The organism is Streptomyces sp. NPDC058195, assembly GCF_042883525.1.
Classification (GTDB): Bacteria; Actinomycetota; Actinomycetes; order Streptomycetales; family Streptomycetaceae; genus Streptomyces.
On record NZ_JBHVVM010000014.1, the window covers coordinates 156,030 to 174,086 of the forward strand.

At 74.1% G+C, this 18,057-nt stretch carries 15 protein-coding genes; 6 read left to right on the plus strand and 9 right to left on the minus strand.

Features of this window, described 5'->3' with window-relative positions; translation table 11 throughout:
• Positions 1-194 precede the first annotated feature (194 nt).
• Complete coding sequence (locus ACFVWY_RS19425; RefSeq protein WP_389873712.1) at positions 195-1,676, plus strand: aminopeptidase; 1,482 nt, start codon at positions 195-197, stop codon at positions 1,674-1,676.
• Positions 1,677-1,732: 56 nt separating this feature from the next.
• Here ACFVWY_RS19425 and ACFVWY_RS19430 read toward each other — a convergent pair whose 3' ends face one another.
• Both ACFVWY_RS19430 and ACFVWY_RS19435 read right to left on the minus strand, forming a co-directional pair.
• Entirely contained in the window at positions 1,733-3,586 is a 1,854-nt protein-coding gene (locus ACFVWY_RS19430) for a glycoside hydrolase family 3 protein (protein WP_389873715.1), read from the minus strand.
• Positions 3,587-3,856: 270 nt separating this feature from the next.
• Positions 3,857-4,774 carry a LysR substrate-binding domain-containing protein gene (locus ACFVWY_RS19435; RefSeq protein WP_389873717.1) on the minus strand — a complete coding sequence of 306 codons (918 nt, stop codon included), beginning with the start codon at positions 4,772-4,774 and terminating at the stop codon, positions 3,857-3,859.
• A gap of 128 nt (positions 4,775-4,902) precedes the next feature.
• On the opposite strand from ACFVWY_RS19435, the gene ACFVWY_RS19440 reads away from it, so the two are divergent.
• From ACFVWY_RS19440 to ACFVWY_RS19460, 5 genes are all read left to right on the plus strand, one after another.
• On the plus strand, positions 4,903-5,829 hold the full coding sequence (locus tag ACFVWY_RS19440) for an EamA family transporter (protein ID WP_389873720.1): 927 nt from the start codon (positions 4,903-4,905) through the stop codon (positions 5,827-5,829).
• A gap of 144 nt (positions 5,830-5,973) precedes the next feature.
• Positions 5,974-6,507 carry a hypothetical protein gene (locus tag ACFVWY_RS19445; RefSeq protein WP_389873722.1) on the plus strand — a complete coding sequence of 178 codons (534 nt, stop codon included), beginning with the start codon at positions 5,974-5,976 and terminating at the stop codon, positions 6,505-6,507.
• Between the two features lie 84 nt (positions 6,508-6,591).
• Positions 6,592-7,527 carry a hypothetical protein gene (locus ACFVWY_RS19450; RefSeq protein WP_389873725.1) on the plus strand — a complete coding sequence of 312 codons (936 nt, stop codon included), beginning with the start codon at positions 6,592-6,594 and terminating at the stop codon, positions 7,525-7,527.
• Between the two features lie 21 nt (positions 7,528-7,548).
• The gene (locus ACFVWY_RS19455; protein ID WP_389873728.1) at positions 7,549-8,883 is read left to right on the plus strand and encodes a Dyp-type peroxidase; all 1,335 of its coding nucleotides are present in this window, start codon (positions 7,549-7,551) and stop codon (positions 8,881-8,883) included.
• A gap of 17 nt (positions 8,884-8,900) precedes the next feature.
• Entirely contained in the window at positions 8,901-9,809 is a 909-nt protein-coding gene (locus tag ACFVWY_RS19460) for a bile acid:sodium symporter family protein (protein WP_389873731.1), read from the plus strand.
• Positions 9,810-9,965: 156 nt separating this feature from the next.
• On the opposite strand, the gene ACFVWY_RS19465 is transcribed toward ACFVWY_RS19460, so the two are convergent.
• From ACFVWY_RS19465 to ACFVWY_RS19495, 7 genes are all read right to left on the minus strand, one after another.
• Positions 9,966-10,766, minus strand: coding sequence for a sugar phosphate isomerase/epimerase family protein (locus tag ACFVWY_RS19465; protein WP_389873734.1), 801 nt, complete (start codon positions 10,764-10,766; stop codon positions 9,966-9,968).
• A 45-nt stretch (positions 10,767-10,811) separates the two neighbouring features.
• Positions 10,812-11,426: a GAF domain-containing protein gene (locus ACFVWY_RS19470; RefSeq protein WP_389873834.1), complete on the minus strand. Its 615-nt coding sequence runs from the start codon at positions 11,424-11,426 to the stop codon at positions 10,812-10,814.
• Positions 11,410-12,300 carry a S8 family serine peptidase gene (locus ACFVWY_RS19475; protein ID WP_389873736.1) on the minus strand — a complete coding sequence of 297 codons (891 nt, stop codon included), beginning with the start codon at positions 12,298-12,300 and terminating at the stop codon, positions 11,410-11,412. Before ACFVWY_RS19475 ends, ACFVWY_RS19470 begins: the two co-directional genes overlap by 17 nt.
• 3 nt (positions 12,301-12,303) lie before the next feature.
• Positions 12,304-15,636, minus strand: coding sequence for an adenylate/guanylate cyclase domain-containing protein (locus tag ACFVWY_RS19480; protein ID WP_389873739.1), 3,333 nt, complete (start codon positions 15,634-15,636; stop codon positions 12,304-12,306).
• Between the two features lie 70 nt (positions 15,637-15,706).
• A complete protein-coding gene (locus tag ACFVWY_RS19485) occupies positions 15,707-15,907 on the minus strand; it encodes an aroma-sacti cluster domain-containing protein (RefSeq protein ID WP_376686935.1) in 201 nt (66 codons plus the stop codon).
• The gene (locus tag ACFVWY_RS19490) at positions 15,904-16,680 is read right to left on the minus strand and encodes an iron-containing redox enzyme family protein (RefSeq protein ID WP_389873742.1); all 777 of its coding nucleotides are present in this window, start codon (positions 16,678-16,680) and stop codon (positions 15,904-15,906) included. Before ACFVWY_RS19490 ends, ACFVWY_RS19485 begins: the two co-directional genes overlap by 4 nt.
• Positions 16,677-17,789, minus strand: coding sequence for a radical SAM protein (locus tag ACFVWY_RS19495; protein ID WP_389873745.1), 1,113 nt, complete (start codon positions 17,787-17,789; stop codon positions 16,677-16,679). Before ACFVWY_RS19495 ends, ACFVWY_RS19490 begins: the two co-directional genes overlap by 4 nt.
• Between the last annotated feature and the right edge of the window lie 268 nt (positions 17,790-18,057).

Genomic DNA, 18,057 nt, shown 5'->3' on the forward strand with positions numbered 1-18,057 from the left:
GCTGTCCCCAATCCCTGGCGGGTGTGCGACGACAGCCACGGCACCTCGCCGCGTTGCCGGAACGCCCGGATGCATCCCGTATTCGGGCGTTCCTCCGCCGTGCGACGCACCGCGTCTGACGCCGCACGCCGATCCACCAGGGATCGGGACAGCCCTTAAGCTCGCGGCCGACAAGGCCAATTGAGGGAGGTCGTATGCGCAAGGCGCTCAGAGGGTTCCTGTCGCTCGCGGTGCTCATCGGCACGGTGGGTGTGACGGGTATGACGGGTGCGTCGGCCGGGGCGGTCACCGCCGCCGAACCGGCCGCGGTGACCAGCGGGCCCGCCCCCGCTGACGACAGCACGGGCACGGACATCAAGGACCGCATCCTGGCGATCCCCGGGATGAGCGTCATCGAGGAGAAGCCGTACGCGGGCTACCGCTACTTCGTCCTCGCCTACACCCAGCCGGTCGACCACCGCGACCCGTCCCGGGGCACCTTCCAGCAGCGCCTCACCCTGCTGCACAAGGACACCTCCCGCCCGACGGTCTTCTCCACCAGCGGCTACAACGTCTCCACCAGCCCCGGCCGCGCCGAGCCGACCCGGATCATCGACGGCAACCAGGTCTCCCTGGAGTACCGCTACTTCACGCCGTCGCGGCCCTCGCCCGCCGACTGGTCCAGGCTCGACATCCGGCAGGCCGCCGACGACCAGCACCGGGTCTTCACCGCGCTGAAGCGGATCTACCCCGCCAAGTGGCTGGCCACCGGCGCCTCCAAGGGCGGCATGACGGCCACCTACTACGAGCGCTTCCACCCCGGGGACATGGACGGCGTCGTCGCGTACGTGGCGCCCAACGACGTGGTCGACAAGGAGGATTCGGCCTACGACCGCTTCCTCGCCCGGGTGGGCACCAAGGCGTGCCGCGACCGGCTGGGCGCCCTCCAGCGCGAGGCGCTGGTACGCCGTGCCCCGCTGGAGGAGAAGTACCGGGAGTACGCCGCCGCCCACGGCTACACCTTCCAGACCACCGGCTCGCTGGACAAGGCGTACGAGGCCGTCGTCATGGACTACTACTGGGCGTTCTGGCAGTACAGCCTGCCGGCCGACTGCGAGAACGTCCCGGCCGACGCCACGTCCGCCTCCGACCAGGCGATCTGGGATTCCGTCGACGCGGTCTCCGGCTTCTCCACCTACACCGATCAGGGCCTGGAGAAGTACGTCCCGTACTACTACCAGGCGGGCACCCAGCTCGGCTCGCCCGACATCCGCCAGCCCTGGCTCGGCGGCCTCAGCCGCTACGGCTACCAGCCGCCGCGCACCTTCGTGCCGCGTTCCATCCCCATGAGGTTCCAGCCCTCGGCGATGCGCGACATCGACAGCTGGGTGCGCCACCACGGGGAGCGGATGCTGTACGTGTACGGCGAGAACGACCCGTACGGTGCCGAGCCCTTCCGGCTCGGCGCGGGCTCCCGGGACAGTTACGTCATGACCGTGCCCGGCGGCAACCACGGCGCCACGGTCGGTGCCCTCGCCGGGGAGGAACGGGCGGAGGCCACCGCCGCCGTGCTGCGCTGGGCGGGCGTCGCCCCGGCCGCCGTGCGCGAGGACCCGGCGAAGGCGGCGCCGCTCGCCGCGTTCGACGCCCGCCTCGACAAGCGGGACGTACGCGAGGAGCGCGGGCTGCGCCGGTAGCCGCACCGGGGCCCGCCGGGGGAGGGGCGCGGAGGTTCCGCGCCCCTCCCGTCGGCTCAGTACCGCAGCCCGTAACCCACCGGGTGCAGCACCGTGCCCGGGTCGTCCGCCCGCTGCACCGGGACCGGCAGGGTGCCGCGCGGCGCGGCCCGGCCCGCGATCACCCGGGCGGCGGCCCGCAGCTCCACATCGGTCCAGGAGTAGGTGGCCAGGTTCGCGGCGAAGCCCGTACCGGCCAGCTGGGCGACGTCGTACGGATTGCGGATCGCCACCGTGACCACCGGGACACCGGTCGCCGCCAGCGCGCCGACCAGGGTGCGCTGCGCGCTGCTCGCCGTGACGTTGTACGTCGCCACGACCACCGCGTCCTTGCCCCGCGCGGCCGTCACCGCCTGGTCGATCACCGCCTTGCCGGGCGCGGTGCCGGTGGACAGCGCGGTCGCCGCGAAGCCCAGTTCGCCGAAGGCGGTGGCCAGGGTGGTGGTCGGCGGGCCGGTGGTGCCGGACGGGGACGCGGGGTCGGCACCGACCACCAGCAGGTTCTTGTGCGAGCGGCGGGAGAGCGGCAGCACCGCCCCGTCGTTGGCGAGCAGAGTGGTGGTGCGCTCGGCGATCCGGTCGGCGGCGGCGAGGTGCGCCCGGGTGCCGACGGTGCGGTCCACCCCGGCGTGGCTGACGAACGGGTGGTCGAACAGCCCCAGCTTCGACTTCAGCCGCAGGATGCGCAGGATCGATTCGTCGAGCCGGGCCTCGGTCAGCTCGCCGCTCTTCACGGCCCCGAGGACGGCGTTCCAGGCGATGTCCAGGCTCGGCGGGTTCAGCAGCTGGTCGACGCCCGCCTTCAGCGCGAGGACCGGCACGCGGTCGTCGCCGTACTTCGTCCGGACGCCCTCCATGCCGAGCGAGTCGGTCACCACGACACCGTCGTAGCCCAGCTCCTCGCGGAGGATGCCGGTGAGGATCGGCCGGGAGAGCGTCGCCGGGTCCTGCGAGGGGTCCAGCGCCGGGACCACGATGTGCGCGGTCATGATCGAGTCGATGCCCGCGGCGATCGCGGCCCGGAACGGCGGCGCGTCCAGCTCGGACCACTGTGCCGGGGTGTGGCTGATGACCGGCAGTCCGGTGTGGCTGTCGGTGCTGGTGTCGCCGTGGCCCGGGAAGTGCTTGGCGGTCGAGGCGACCCCGCTGCTCTGGTACCCCTTGACCTGCGCGGTGACCAGACCGGCCACGGACTGCGGGTCGGAGCCGAAGGACCGTACGCCGATCACCGGGTTGGCCGGGTTGACGTTGACGTCGGCGTCCGGGGCGTAGTTCTGGTTGATGCCGAGCGCGGCCAGCTCGGCGCCCGCGATCTGCCCGGCCTTGCGGGCGTCGGAGCGCGAACCGCCCGCGCCCAGTGCCATCGCGCCCGGCATCAGGGTGGCCGGTTCGCCGACCCGGCAGACGATGCCGTGCTCCTGGTCGGTGGAGACCAGCAGCGGCAGCGGGGTGGGCCCGGCGAGCCCGGCGCGCTGGATGCCGTTGGAGAGGTCGGCGATCTGGTGCGGGTCGCGGGTGTTGTGCGCCCAGGCGAAGTAGATGATCCCGCCGACGTGGTACTTGCCGATCATCTCGGCGGCCGTACGGACCCCGATCTCGGCCAGGTTGGCGTCGATGTCGGCCTGGTCGGGCTCGGTGGCGGAGTGCCCGTACACCCGCATCACGAAGAGCTGGCCGACCTTCTCCTCCAGGCTCATGCCGGAGATGATCCGCCGGATACGCCGGTCGGTGGCGGCTGATGCGTGCGGCCCGCTGCTCGCGGACCTCGGGGCGGCCACGGCGCCGGGGGCCAGGCCCGCGCCCGTGACGGCGGCGACCGCTGTCGCCGCGGTGGCGGTGAGAAGGGTGCGTCTGGAGGTGCGGTGGTGCACGTGAGCTCCTTCGGCCGTACTCGGGGACGAGAGGTGAGGAGGGAATCCTCTGATGAAAGAAACTTCCAAGGAGCACGGATATCCAGAAAATAACTTCCGGTCAAGGGTCCGGACCGTTCCGGTCCGCGCGGCGTCGCCGCCGCCCCGCCCCCATTCCCGGCCACCGCGGGCAAAACCGGTCAGCCGCTCCCGGCCGCCGAGGGGACGGTCGTGCCCGGCCGCCGCGGGTGGGGGCGGTCAGCCGCCCCCGGCCTTCGTGGAGGGGAGCGGTCAGCCGCCGGGCCGCAGTCCTGCCGTCACCCCGTGCGCCCGCAGCGCGGCCACCGCCGTCGTGATCGCCGGGCGCCGGGCCGCCTCGGTGCGCCACAGCGCGTACAGCCGCCGCACGGGAACCGGGTCGAGGGCCACCGCCACCACCCCCGGCGGCAACGGCCCCCGCCCCAGGCGCGGGATCATCGCGACCCCGAGACCGGCGGCGAGCAGGGCCAGCTGGGTGTGGTTCTCCTCCGCCTGGTGCCGGATGTCCGGCTCGCAGCCCGCCGCCCGCAGCGTCCGTACGAGCCAGTCGTGGCAGACCGTCCCCGGGGGCTGGCAGATCCACCGCTCCTGCGCCAGCTCCGTGCGCCGCACCGCGTCCCGCCCGGCCAGCCGGTGCCCCTCGGGCACCAGCAGATCGCAGTGGTCGTCACCGAGCACCGCCTGCGCCACGCCCTCCGGGGCGGGCAGGGGCGCGATGTCCCAGTCGTGCGCGACCGCCAGATCGATGACGCCCTTGGCCACCAGGTCGACCGAGAGGTGCGGATCGACCTCGGTCATCCGGACGTCCAGCGCCGGATGCTCCCGGCCCAGCTCCGCCAGTACCCCGGGCAGCAGCCCGCGCGCCGCGGAGGCGAACGCGCCGACCGACAGCCGCCCCGTCGGCCGCCCCCTGCGCTCCTCCAGGGCCGTCTCGGCGCGCTCCACGATCGCCAGCAACTCCTGGGCCGTACCGGCGAGATGGAGCGCCTCCTCGGTCAGCGCGACCCCGCGCCCGCGCCGCTCCAGCAGGGGGGTGCGGGTCTCCCGCTCCAGCTTGGTGATCTGCTGGGAGACCGCCGACGGGGTGTAGCCGAGCGCGGCGGCGGCCGCCGCCACCGAGCCGTGCACGGAGACCGCGTGCAGAGCGCGCAGCCGGGCCAGATCCAGCACCAGACCTCCAGGATTCCGGGGCGTCGGACCCGCCGGCCGCCCCGCACACGATTCATCAGCGATGCTCAATCCCACCATGAAGGAATCCGTGCTGGTGCTACATGGTCGGGGTGGGTGATCCTCACCGCATGCGTCCCTTCCACATCGCCCTGGCCGTCCTGGTGGCCGCCGTCTGGGGTGTCAACTTCGTCGTCATCGAGGTCGGCCTCGACCACTTCCCGCCGCTGCTCTTCTCCGCCCTGCGCTTCCTGGCCGCAGCCCTGCCCGCGGTCCTGCTCGTCGGCCCGCCCAAGGTCGCGTGGAAATGGATCGTGGGCGTCGGGCTGGCCCTCGGGGTCGCGAAGTTCGGCCTGCTCTTCATCGGCATGGACCGCGGCATGCCCGCCGGTCTCTCCTCGCTCGTCCTCCAGGTCCAGGCGGTCTTCACCGCTCTCTTCGCCGCCCTCGCGCTCGGGGAGCGGCCGGGAAGGATACGGGTGACGGGCATGGGAGTGGCCCTCGCGGGCATCGGGGTCGCGGCGGTCGACGAGGGAGCGAGCGGACCCGTGCTCGCCTTCGTCCTGGTGATCGCGGCGGCGGCCTGCTGGGGCGTCTCCAACGTGCTGACCCGCAAGGCCGCCCCGCCCGACTCGCTCAATTTCATGGTGTGGGTCTCGACCGTTCCGGTGCTCCCGCTGCTCGGGCTCTCCCTCCTCTTCGAGGGCTGGGACCGGGACCGGGCGGCGCTGGCCGCGCTGGACTGGAGCGGCGCCGGGATCATCGTCTACGTCGCCTGGATCACCACCGTCTTCGGCTTCGGCGTCTGGGGCTTCCTGCTCCGCCAGTACCCGGCCTCCTCGGTGGCGCCGTTCACCCTGCTCGTCCCGGTCTTCGGGATGTCCTCGGCCGCGCTGCTGCTGGGCGAGTCGGTGAGTCCGCTGCGGTGGTGCGCGGCGGCGCTGCTGGTCGGCGGGGTGGCCCTGACCTCCCTGGCGGGCGCGCGCAGGCCCGCCGTGCCGCAGGCGGCACCCGTTGCCGAACCGGAGGGCTCCGGGCGGGTCGCGACCGGACGGTAGGCGGGACGAAGCAGCCCGCCGCGGGGCCACCGGACAGCCCGGACCCGCGCCGCATTCACCAGGCCCTCTCCCCGCTCGGCAGGCGCGCCCGGCGGAGCGGCGGGAAGATGGGATCGTCCCGGCCACTGGGCGGCAGGAGTGGACATGGAGATCAGGCCTCAGGCGGTCGTCCTCCCCAAGGAGACGGACCAGCTCGAACAGGGGAAGTACGGGCCGGTCTTCCCGAAGACCCCCGCCTGTTACGGGTTCACCATCGTCGCGCGGGTCAAGCCCGGCCACGCCGACGCGATGCGCGCGTACGGCTCCGCACTGGCCGGGGCGCTGGAAGAGGATCCGTACCTTCTGGCGCCGTTGAAGCTGCACTACCTGCGGTGGGTCCTCTTCGACGACGACACGCGCTTCATGTACCAGGGGATCTTCGACACCGACTTCGACAAGTACACCGAGGACGCCGTCGCGCTGTTCTCGAAGGCGGGCGTGAGCACGGCGTTCGAGCACCTGGAGGGGTTCCCCGAGGACTGGCGGACCAACCCGGAGGCGTTCATCGGATTCGTTCGCGAGCACCACTGTCCGAGCTTCATCGAGTACGGGGAGTATCCGTATGTGACGGCGGACGAGATCAAGAAGGCTCTGCGGATCAAGAGCGCCCTGTCGGAGATGCTCGACCAGATGCAGTGAGGCGGGGAAATGAGCGAGGCCACAACAGCGCGGGTCTACAACCAGCGACACGTTCCCCGGGCGCACACACCTGCCGGACGCCGTGTGAGCGTCTACGTCTCGTGGAGCTATCCCGCCGAGGCGGGCCGGAACGTGACCGAACTGGACAACCGGTTCTCCACCCTGACCGAGGTGCGCCGGGTGGCGTGGCCCGCCTACGAGGATCCGAAGTGGTCGGACCCCGGTCAGTTCCAGCAGACCGTCGCGGGATCGCTGGAGCTGTTCTTCCGGGCCTGGGTTCCGTTCCAGGACTTCGTCGAGGAGACCACCGGACATCCCGTCCCGGTCTACCAGCGCGTCGACCAGGCCGGTTTCCACACCCCGCTCGACGAGCGGGTGCTCGATGACACGGACGTCCTGTTCGTCTTCGGGCTGGACCACATGGTCACCGGGCAGGAGGCGCGGCCCGGGGAGATCGAGGCGCTGCGGGCGTTCCTGGCGAGGGAGGACACCCGTCTGGTCCTGGGGCCCCATCACGACGTCGGTGCGTCGCAGGACCTGTCCGTGCGGGAGATGGAGTACCGCCACCACGGCGATCCCCTGGTGCCCCGCCAGCAGCGGTTCGCCACGTACGTCCGCGACCTGATGAAGGGGCTGGGCGTACCCGTCATCAACCGGTACGGGCTGCGTCCCGCCACCGGTGAGGACCACCGGATCGCACCCCTGTCGACCGTCCCGGACCTGGACGGGAAGGGGTGGCTGAACGGAGTCACGAACTTCAACTTCCACCTGCACCTGCCCCACTACGCGGTGACGGCCGATCAGCCCGAGGCCATCCACGTGCTGGCCCGGCAGCCGATCGACACCTCCCGCCCCCATCCGTTCACCGAGGACGGAACCACCGAGTTCAACATGTTCCTGTGGATGCCTCCCGGCGGCGACCGCGCAGCCGATGTGCTGCTGGCCGACTCCACGATCTTCAGCACGCTCTTCGGCGCCGACGACAGCCTGCGGAACTTCTGGCACAACCTCGTCTCGTAGCGATGCCGCAGGGAGGCAGGCATGAGCGCACCCACAGACATCACGCTCGACCTCGACGACATCCAGCGCGGGGTCCTCAGCCCGCGCCCCACCCCGTACGCGGCGACGTATCTGCTCTTCCGCATCGACGACCGGGACCAGGGGCGGGAGCTGATGCGGCGCGCGGGCACGGCGGCGACCTCGGCCGCCGACACCTCCAGCCCCCTCGGGAACACCTGGGTCAGCGTCGCCGTCACCTACTGGGGCCTGCGGGTCCTGGGGGTGCCCGGCTCGTCGCTGGAGTCGTTCGCCTGGGAGTTCCGGCAGGGCATGGCGGCCCGCGCACGGGCACTGTGCGACGAGGGAGCCAGCAGCCCGCGGCACTGGGAGGCGCCGCTCGGCACCCGCGACGTCCATGTGGTGATCGCCGCCGTCGCTCCCGATCCGCCGCACCTGGAGGAGGCCGTCGACCGCGCCCGGTCCGCCTACGACCGGCTGCCCGGCGTGACGGCGGTCTGGCGACAGGACTGCTACGCACTGCCCAGCGAGAAGGAACACTTCGGCTACCTCGACGGCGTCAGCCATCCCGCCGTCGAAGGCAGCGGCATCCCCGGTTCCAACAGGCTGGAAGTGCCCCTGAAGAGCGGGGAGTTCATCCTGGGATGCCCCGACGAGATCGGCGGTGTCCAGGCGCCCGAACCGGCCGTGCTCGGGCGCAACGGCAGTTACGCGGTCTTCCGTAAACTCCACCAGGACGTCGCGGCCTTCAGGCGCTACCTGAAGGACAACTCCACCACCGCCCAGGACGAGGAACTGATCGCCGCGAAGGTCATGGGCCGCTGGCGCAGCGGAGCCCCGCTGGCCCTCGCCCCGGAGCACGACGACCCCGCCCTCGGGGCCGACCCGCTCCGCCGCAACACCTTCTTCTACGAGCAGGACGACCCGACGGGATTCACCACCCCCAGGGGCTGCCACATACGCCGGGCCAACCCGCGCGACGCCTCCGTGGCCGGGGAGGTGCGGCTGCACCGCATGATCCGGCGTGGCGCCGTCTACGGTCCGCCGCTGCCCGAAGGGGTGCTGGAGGACGACGGAGCGGAGCGCGGCCTGATGTTCGCGTTCATCGGCGCCCACCTGGGCCGGCAGTTCGAGTTCGTCCAGTCGGAGTGGATGAACGACGGCGTCTTCTTCGGGGACGGCGGCACGAAGGACCCCGTCGTCGGAGCCGCGGACGGGCAGGCCGGCTACACCGTCCCCCGGCGGCCCGTGCGCCGCCGCCTCGCTCCGCTGCCCCGCTTCGTCGTCACCCGGGGAGGCGAGTACTGCTTCCTGCCGAGCCTGAGCGCCCTGCGCTGGCTCGGGGACCTCCGCGACTGACCGGGCGGACAAGGGCCATGAACACCCTGCACCTCGTCCTCAACGCCGTCACGGTCATCTTCATCGCGGCCACCATGTTCGCCGCCGGGCTGCGGGCCACCGTCCCGGCGCTGTGCGGCGTCCTCGCCGATGTCCGCCTGCTGTCGCTGGCGCTGACCGCCAACCTGGTGGTCGTCCCGCTGCTCGGCTGGGGCATCGGCACACTGCTCGGGCTCTCCTCCGCTTCCTTCATCGCCCTGGTCCTGATCGCCTCGTCCCCGGGCGGCCCCTTCGGAGCGAAGCTGGCGGCCGTGCAGCAGGGGGACACCGTCGCGGGCGCGGCGATGCAGGCACTGCTCGCCTCCCTCGGCAGCCTCACCTTCGCCCCCACCGCCAACGCGATCCTCAAGGCCGCCGACATCGGCACCACGGTCTCCCTCGACGTCGGCGCGCTGGTGCGCACGGTGGCGCTCCTGCAACTCGTCCCCTTCGCCATCGGGCTGCTCCTGCGCCGCTACGCCGAGCCCACCGCCCGGTCGTGGCACCCCACCGCGGCCGCCGTCTCCAACGTCACCTTCCTGATGGTGCTGGCGGGCATGCTGCTCGGCAACTGGCACGACGTCGTCGGCCTCTTCGGCTCCCTCGCGCTCCTCGCCGGTTTCCTGCTCGCCGTCCTCGCCTTCGCCGTGGGAACACTGCTGGCCAGCGGCCCCGCCACACGCCGCACCACCATGGGCGGCGTCGCCTCGGTACGCAACGCCGGTCCCGCCCTGGCCGCCATCGGCCTCGCCTTCGCCGACCAGCCCGCCGTCCTGGGCGCACTCGCCGCGATCCTTCTCAGCGGCCTGGCGGCGTCCCTTCCGGTCTCGGCACTGCTCAGCAGGGGCAGGAAGCCCCCGGACACGGCCGCCCCGGACACCGCAGCCCCGGGCGACGGCTCACCATGAAGCGGAAGCCGCGCGGCCCGGCTGCGCGGCCCGGCCGGGTGCGGGACGGCACCCGTCGGGCGCCGACGCATCCCCCCGGTACGACAGGACCACCGCCACCCGCCGCCCCGCCGCCGTCCCCAGCCGGCGGGCACGGCGATCCGGGAGGGACACTCCTCAGGACCTGCCGTCCAGAGCGTGCCGCAGCAGGTACTCCCGCCCCGCGGCCAGCAGGTCCGGCAGTTCCGCGGCGTGCGGGTGCCAGCGCTTCTCGTACTCCCAGCAGACCCAGCCGTCCGGGTCCGCCGCGTCCAGCGTCTCCAGGCAGGCCGCCAGGGGCAGTACGCCGGTGCCCAGGGCCAGCGGCGTCGTGTCCTCGGCCGAGGCGATGTCCTTCACCTGTACGTAGCCCAGGTGCGGGGCGAGCACGGCGTGGCTGGCGGCCGGATCCTCGCCCGCCAGCCAGGTGTGCATGACGTCCCACAGCGCGCCGACCGAACCGTGCCCGACCGCCCCGACGACCCGGGCCACGTCGACCCCGGCCCGGTGCGAGTCATGGGTCTCCAGCAGGACGCGTACGCCCCGGTCGGCGGCGTGCGGGGCGGCGGCGGCCAGCCTGCGGGCGGCCACCGCGTCGGCCTCGGCGGGGTCCTGGCCGCCGCCGCCCGGGAAGACCCGTACGTTCCCGGCGCCCAGGTCGCCGGCCAGGTCCACCAGTGCGGCCAGCTCCGCCAGCACCGGGGCGTCGTCCCCCTCGGCGGCGGCCCGCACGTATCCGGCGACGGTCAGGATCTCCACCCCGCCCTTCGCGAACTCCTCGGCCACAGCGGCCCGTTCGGCCGCCAGGAGGCGCGGGTGCACCGGCTCCTCGGGATGGACGCGCAGTTCCACCCCCTGGTAGCCGTGCCCGGCGGCGAGCCGGACGACATCGGCGACCGGCATCCCCGGCACTCCGAGGGTCGAGAAAGCGAGCTTCATATGGGTGCGTCCTTCCTGTGGTCCGGCCGCTCGTCCGGCCCGCGCTCAGCAGGGCTCCCGGAGCAGCTGTCCCAGACTATCCAGCAGTCTCAGCGCGTCCGCGCGTTGCCGCGGCCCGAGCCGCCCGCCCGCCCCCGGCGCCCCCGCACCGGCCGGTGCGTACGCCGCCATCCGCAGCGCCGCCGCGGCCTGCCGGGCGAACATCGCGAGCAGGTCCAGCTCCCGGATGTCGGTGCGGGCGCGGGGCGACGGGTCGAGCACCTCCAGCACCCCGAGCACCTGGCCGTCGCTGATCAGCGGCGCCGCCATCAGGGCGTTGGGCACGAACTCGGTGGACTCGGCGAGCGAACGGTCGAACGAGGAGTCCGTGCTGAGATCGTCCACCACCATCGGCTCGCCGGACATCGCCACCCAGCCCGCGATCCCCCGCCCGGCCGGGAAGCGGCGGCCCACCAGGAACTCCTCGCCCTGCCCGGAGACCGCCTGGAAGACCAGCGCGTCCGCCTCCTCGTCCAGCAGGAAGACCGAACTGGCCGCCGCGCCGAAGATCGCGCGGGCCACATCGACGACGGACTGGAGCAGCTCGCGGCGGAGCGGCTCGACCGGCTGGACCGGCGGCACCGCACCCGCGGCGGACTCCGGATCAGTTCTCGGGGTCATCGTCATCACAGACCTCTCCTGGCGAGGTGGACTGCCGCGGACCGAACCGTACGTTGGCCGCGGAGAGATAAAGGGCGTTCTTGAGCTGGAAGGCCGTCATGCTCGGATGGGCCGAGAGCAGCCGCGCGCACAGACCGCTGATGTACGGGGTCGCGAAGCTGTTCCCGGTGGTACGGATCGACGCGCCGCCCAGCCAGGGCACCGTCACGTTCTGGCCGGGGGCGAAGAACTCCACCGGCGGATCGGGGTTGTAGAGATGCAGCTCCGGGTCCTCCTCCTGGTGGCTGCCCACCGAGATCACCGAGGCGAACCGCCAGGGATAGCTCTCCACGGGGGAGTTGTGCGCCGAGGCGACCACGACCGTACGGTGGAAATAGGCGTGGTCGGCCAGTGCGTGCAGCTCCTCGGCGAACCGGGCACGGGTCGTGGACAGCGACAGGTTCACCACGTCGAACCCCTGCTCCACCGCCCAGCGCAACCCGGCCAGCAGGATGTCCCCGGTGCCGGAGAACCGTTCGCCCAGCACCCGCACGCTGTGCAGTTCGCACTCCGGGGCGGTCCGCCGGATGATGCCCGCGCAGGCGGTGCCGTGTCCGCAGGAGTCCCCGGTGTCGGTCGGCCGTACCTCCGTCCCGCCGGTCTCCGGGTCCTTCACCACCACCCACGAGCCCGCGACCGGGCCGACGCCCGGATGGTCGCGCTCGACGCCCGAGTCCACCACACAGACCCGTACGCCCCGCCCCGTACCCGGGACGGCCCCGGCGCCGTGCCCGGGGCCCGGGTCCGCGAGGACCGCCACATCGTCGGGGCCGCGTCCCCGCAGGCTCCAGGTCAGCCCGGTGCCGGGCCCCGGTGCCGTGTCCGTGGTCGTCATGGCTCAGCTCATCTCCGTCGTCGCCGCCACCGCTCCCGCGGCGAGCCGCGCGGCCCGCCGTTCGCCCGGCAGATGTCCCTTCCCGGCGAAGCCCTCCCGGGCCTCCCGGGCCGCCACCGCCGCGCCCGCCGCATCGCCCAGCAGCACCAGCGTCCGCGCCCGGTCCAGCGACGCGGTGGCCCGTACCAGAGGGGAGTCGGTCAGCAGCGCGTCCCGCACGGCACGGTCCGCGTGGCCCACGGCCGCCGCCGCGTCCCCGGCCCCCGCCGCCAGCCGGGCCCGCAGCCCCGCGAGGTCCACCCGGTCCGCGTGCGGCAGCGACCGGGCGGACCCGATCCCCGCCAGCCACGGACCGGCCTCCGCGGGCCGGTCGTCGTCCAGCAGCAGCCGGGCCGCCTCCAGCGCGACGGCCGGGCGCATCGACCGGGCCCCGGCGCGCTCCGCCGCCCGGTCCGCCCGCGCCAGCAGCTCCAGGGCCGCCCCGGTCCGCCCGAGCAGCCCCTCCACCGTCGCCCGGAACACCGGCAGGAAGACCTCCGCCTCCGCGTACCCCAGCTCCTCGGCCAGCTCCTCCGCCTCGGCCAGGCACTGCCCGGCCAGGTCCGCCCGGCCGTGCAGCGCGTGGAGCACGGCCAGCGGACAGTTCAGCGTGGTGCGTACGGCGGGGCGGCCCGCCCCGTGCGCGGCGAGCAGGTCACGGCAGCGGGTCACCGCCACCGGCACCGGCTCCGGGCCGCGCCACAACGAGATCCCGATGGCCCCGAGCGCGGCGGCCCGCTCCGGCTCCGCCTCGGCCCGCACCGCGTGGTCCAGGGCGAGGACCAGATCGCGGTCGGCCTCCTCGTGCCGCCCGGCCAGCTGGAGCCGCTGCGCGAGGCGCAGCCGGGCCCGCGCCTGCCCGCCCCAGTCCCCGGCGGACTCGAAGAGCGGCAGCACCGACCGGGCCGTGGCCGGCACGCTCACCGCCGCCGGGTCCAGCACCGCCAGCGCGAGCCGGGCGTGCGCGGCCTCCACCGGGGCGGTCGAGATGGCCAGCACCTGCCGCAGCAGCCGCTCACCGTCCTCGGTACGGCCGAGCGCCAGGCGCACCTCGCCGAGCCGCCGCAGCACCGGGGCCGCCGCCGGGTCACCGGCCGGGTGCAGAGCCACGGCACGTTCCAACAGGCCCTGGGCCCAGTGCAGATCCGACCGGGCCAGGGCCTGCGCACCGGCCGAGGCCAGCGCGGCGGCGGCCCGCACCCGCAGCGCGGCGGCCCGGTCGTCGGACAGCCCCAGCTCGGTGCGGTACCGGTAGGCCCGCTCCAGGTGCCCGCCGACCGCCGCCTCGCCCGCCGCCGTCACACTGGGCAGCTCCGAAGCCCAGGCGTGCCGCTCGGCCTTGGCCCGCTTCGACAGCGAGGCGTACGCCACCTCCTGGACCAGCCCGCTGCTGAACCGGTGGCGTCCCGCGGCCGGTTCGCCGCCCGGCGCGCTCTCCACCAGCCGACGGCCGCGCAGCCGGGCCAGGGCGCGGGCGACCAGCCCCCGGTCGTCGTCCGAAGCGGTCCCGCTCTCCGTCTCGCGCGCCGCCCGGGTCAGCCGGACCAGCTCCGGCGCGGTGAAGTCCCGGCCGACGACCGCGGCCAGGTCCAGCGTGGTGCGCTCGGCCCGCTCCAGTGCGCCGATCCGGGCGCCGAGCAGCGCCTGGAGGGTCGGCGGCAGCGCCCCGTCCCGTGCCACCCGCTCGTCCGTCGGCGAAGGGCCCGCGGGGACGAGGAGCTGTTCCAGGTAGAGCGGATTGCCCTCGGCCCGGTCGTACAGCTCGCGGTCGTACGGCTCGCGGTCGTACGGCTCGCGGTCGTGCGGATGGTCGTTGTGCGGATCGTGGTCGTGCGGTCCACGGTGGTGCGGCTCACGGCTGTGCGGATCGTGGTGGTGCGGCTGACGGTCGTGCGTGGCGCGGGCTGTGTCCGTACCCGGTCCGGTCAGGGCGCGGGCCAGCAGGGCGGCCTCGGCGGGCGGCAGTCCGGCGAGCGGCAGGACCTGTGCCGGACCCGCGGCCGGGATGTCGGAGGCGGGCGGCCCGTCCGGGCGGCCCGGACACACCACGAGCCCGCCCGCCCGGCCCAGCGGCCCGGCCAGCCGGTTGACCGCCCGCACCAGCAACGGCTCGGCCCAGTGCCAGTCGTCCAGGACCAGCAGCACCGGCCGCGGCCCCCCGGCCCGGGACAGTACGGTGATCAGCGCGGCGCACATGTCCTCGAACGGGGCGTTGGGCGTGCCGTCGTGCAGCAGACCGCCGCGCAGCAGCGCCCGCGCGTCCGCCACGGCCGCCCCGGCCCGCCCCGACGCCCCGTCCAGCGCCTCCCGGGCGACGGGCGAACCGAGCACCTCCCGCACCGCGTCGGCCAGCGGCGCCAGGGTGCCGTGGTCGCCGTAGCTGCGGCACCGCCCGGTACCGACGACGGGCCGCCCCGGGACGCCGAGACCGGTCAGCCACTCGCGGGCCAGCCGCGTCTTGCCGATCCCCGCGTCACCGACCAGCCGGACCAGCCCCGGGCCCGCCCCGCGCACCGTGCGCTCCAGGGCCTCGTCCAGTGCGGCCAGCTCCGCGGTACGGCCGACGAACGGCACGTCGAAACGGCGCAGCAGCTCCGGGTCGTCGGCGCCGAGCGAGATCAGCCGGTACGCGGGCACGCGGTCGGCCTTGCCCTTGAGCCGCAGCGGGCCCGCCTCCTCCACGACCACGGTCGGACCGGCGGCCTCCAGGGTCTGCGGGCCGATCAGGATCTCCCCGGCCGCCGCGTTCTGCTCCAGCCGGGCCGCCACGTTCACCGTCTCGCCCGAGACCAGCGCCTGCCGGGTGCTCGCATCCGAACTCGCCACCACCTGACCGGTGTTGACGCCGATCCGGATGTTCAGCCGGATGCCCAGACCGGCTTCGAGTTCGTTGTTCAGCTCCGCGAGCGCCTCGCGCATGCCGAGAGCCGCGGCGAGCGCCCGCCGCGCGTCGTCCTCCCGCATCACCGGCACCCCGAACACCGCCATCACGGCATCGCCGATGAACTTCTCCGGCGTACCGCCGTGCGCCTCGATCCGCTCGCTCATCACCGCGAAGTAGCGCAGCGTCACGGCCCGCAGGGTCTCCGGGTCCAGCACCCCGGAGAGCGCCGTGGAGCCCACCAGATCGCAGAAGACCGCGGTGACCAGCTTGCGTTCGTCCTCGGAGGCCGCGGCCAGGGCGGAGGCCGGGGCAAGGGCCGGGGCGGGGGCCGCGGGGGAGAGGCACGGGGTGCCGCAGGACGGGCAGAACCGTGCGGCGACGGGCAGTTCGTCCCGGCACGCGGGGCAGTTCATCAGCGCTTCCTCCATGCTCTCTCTGCTGGGGGTGTCCGGTCCTGGGCCGGACACCCCCGGTTCGGTCGCCTCAGAAGAGGGCGCCGCCCGCGATCTCGCCGTGCGCCTGTACCTCCGGCCCCACGGCGTCGAGTCGGCTCTTGATGTCGAGCAGCACGGTCAGCTCCTCCGGCGCGAGGTCGTGGAGCACCTGGCGTTGTTCGTCGGTGAGCAGATCGACGGCGAAGCCGGCGCCGTACAGCACGGCGAGCCGGTCCGGTGGTTCGGTCATGTCGGGCCTTCCCTCGGGACGGGCCGCCCGGCTCCCCGCACCGGCGGCGCCGGTCCGGTGCGCCCGAGCCGGACGAACAACTGGGTGAGCGCGTCCGTGGTGTGCAGGGCGCTGACGGCGACGGCCGTCTCCTGGCCCCGCGACAGCGGCAACCGGTCGAGCAGCGCGAACAGTTCACCGGCGTGACCGTCGTCGAGCCGCGCGTGCTCGTGCACGGTGCGGAAGGCCGGGGCGGGCAGCCCGGTCGTACGGGCCAGCCGGGGCGCGAGCCCGGCGGCCGGGGCGTGCCCCTCCAGGACCGCGATGTAGCCGAGCAGCGCCACCGGGTGGTGGTGCTCGATCCAGTAGTACTGGGCTCCCGCCAGGGAGGCGACGAGCGGGGAGGGCACCGGGTCCAGGGCGGCCCGGGGCCCGCTGCCCGCCGCCGTCAGGTCCTCCAGCAGCCAGAGGTCGTGCTCCGCCTCCTCCCGGATGTGCCGTTCCAGGTACGCGGCCAGCGGGGTTCCCAGCGGATCGCCGCCGCGGGCCAGCAGCCCGGCCCGTTCGGCGGCCCGCTCCATCAGCGGCACCGACGCCCGGATGACGGTGTGCATCGCGCACAGGTACGCCCGGTAGCGCGGCAGCAGTCCTTCGGTTCGCCACAGCGCGGCCGACGCGGCACGCAACGCCGGTTCGGCGAAGGCGAGTTTGACCCGCAGCCGCTCGGAGGCGGGCAGCCCGCGCCCGTCGCGGCGCGTCCCGGCGGGAGGCGCGGCGGGGGGAACGACGTTCATGACCGGGCGCCTTCCGCCGCCGCACCCGGCTGCCGCCCGGCGCCCGGCCCCGCCGCCACCAGACCGGCGTACGCGGCGCAGCCGTGGCGTCGTACCAGGGCCACCGGGCCCTGTTCGCGCTGGCGGCGGGCGGCGGTGAGGTCGAGCAGCGCCCCGGCGGCGCCCGCCGCCAGCGCGTCGGCCGCCGCGACCACCTCGGGCCGTGCGCCCAGCCGGTGGCAGTCCCCGCAGTACGAACCGGCCGGGGTGCCGGGCGCGAAGCGCTCCCGCAGGTGCGCCGGGCCGACGGTGCGCACGAGACGCAGCAGCGGCGACCCGAGCGTCCGCTCCCGTACGGCGGACCAGTCGTCCCGCTCGACATGGCCGAGCCGCAGATGGGGCGGGACGGGGCGGTGGTCCACGGCGTCCTGGTTGCAGCAGGCCAGGACCGTGCCGTCGAAGGCGACCACCGGCCAGGCGGCCATCGCGCACGGCAGCACGCCCCCGCCGTCCGGTACGGGCCGGGCGGGACCGGCCCAGGACGCCGCCCGGCCGAACGGCCGTACGTCGTTGACGAGGGACGGCACCGTACCGCCGAAGGTCCGGTCGATGTCCGCGGTGACGTCCGCGAGGTACGGGTCGTCGGGGCCGGTCCCGGTGAGATGGAAGCTGACCGCCACGCCCAGCTCGCGGATCGCGCGCACCGCGCGGAACACCGCGGCCCGGGACACCTCCCGCTCGTGCGGCAGGTCGAGGCTGGCGGAGAAGTGGTCGAGCGTACGCACCGCCCGCGCCACCGGCTCCGGGAGCCCGCCGCCGGACCGCGCGAAGAACATGCCGCTCAGCAGTGCGGTACGGGTTCCGCCCGCCCGCGCCGCACGGGCGAGAGAGCCCACCAGGGCGGGCCGGAGCAGGGGTTCGCCGCCGGTCAGCATCATGACCTCTGGCCGGTCGGCGGCGGTGAACGAGGCGACGAACCGTTCCAGCGCCGCCGCCTCCGGCTCCTCCCGCACCTCGGGTCCGGAGCCGGTGGAGCAGTGGGCGCAGCGCAGCGGACAGCGGCGGGTGAGGGTGATCAGCACTCCACCGGCCGGGACCGGCCGCAGTCCGACGAGTTCGGCGAGTTCCATCCGGCCGTCTCCTCCGGGCGTAGGGACGCGGCACGCGCGGCCGCGGTGCGCGGAGCGAGCGTCCCGCCGGATGGTTCGGTACCGGTCCGCGGCCGGTTCGGGTCCGGTATGGCCGCAGGTCACGGGGGACGGGCCGGTCGCCCACCGGTTCCGGCGGCGGTCCGCGTGCCGCCGCCAACCACCGGTGAACTGCCGGGATACCGCCGCCATACCGGCACCGAGCCGTTTGCCAGGCCGGGGTTCGTAACTTTCTGGTCAGCGGAAGGCA

Bases quoted from the DNA above. Each gene is read 5' to 3' on its own strand.
- ACFVWY_RS19425 (WP_389873712.1), top strand. From the start codon at position 195: ATGCGCAAGGCGCTCAGAGGGTTCCTGTCGCTCGCGGTGCTCATCGGC.
- ACFVWY_RS19440 (WP_389873720.1), top strand. From the start codon at position 4,903: ATGCGTCCCTTCCACATCGCCCTGGCCGTCCTGGTGGCCGCCGTCTGG.
- ACFVWY_RS19445 (WP_389873722.1), top strand. From the start codon at position 5,974: ATGGAGATCAGGCCTCAGGCGGTCGTCCTCCCCAAGGAGACGGACCAG.
- ACFVWY_RS19455 (WP_389873728.1), top strand. From the start codon at position 7,549: ATGAGCGCACCCACAGACATCACGCTCGACCTCGACGACATCCAGCGC.
- ACFVWY_RS19460 (WP_389873731.1), top strand. From the start codon at position 8,901: ATGAACACCCTGCACCTCGTCCTCAACGCCGTCACGGTCATCTTCATC.
- ACFVWY_RS19465 (WP_389873734.1), bottom strand. From the start codon at position 10,766: ATGAAGCTCGCTTTCTCGACCCTCGGAGTGCCGGGGATGCCGGTCGCC.
- ACFVWY_RS19470 (WP_389873834.1), bottom strand. From the start codon at position 11,426: ATGACCCCGAGAACTGATCCGGAGTCCGCCGCGGGTGCGGTGCCGCCG.
- ACFVWY_RS19475 (WP_389873736.1), bottom strand. From the start codon at position 12,300: ATGACGACCACGGACACGGCACCGGGGCCCGGCACCGGGCTGACCTGG.
- ACFVWY_RS19480 (WP_389873739.1), bottom strand. From the start codon at position 15,636: ATGAACTGCCCCGCGTGCCGGGACGAACTGCCCGTCGCCGCACGGTTC.
- ACFVWY_RS19485 (WP_376686935.1), bottom strand. From the start codon at position 15,907: ATGACCGAACCACCGGACCGGCTCGCCGTGCTGTACGGCGCCGGCTTC.
- ACFVWY_RS19490 (WP_389873742.1), bottom strand. From the start codon at position 16,680: ATGAACGTCGTTCCCCCCGCCGCGCCTCCCGCCGGGACGCGCCGCGAC.
- ACFVWY_RS19495 (WP_389873745.1), bottom strand. From the start codon at position 17,789: ATGGAACTCGCCGAACTCGTCGGACTGCGGCCGGTCCCGGCCGGTGGA.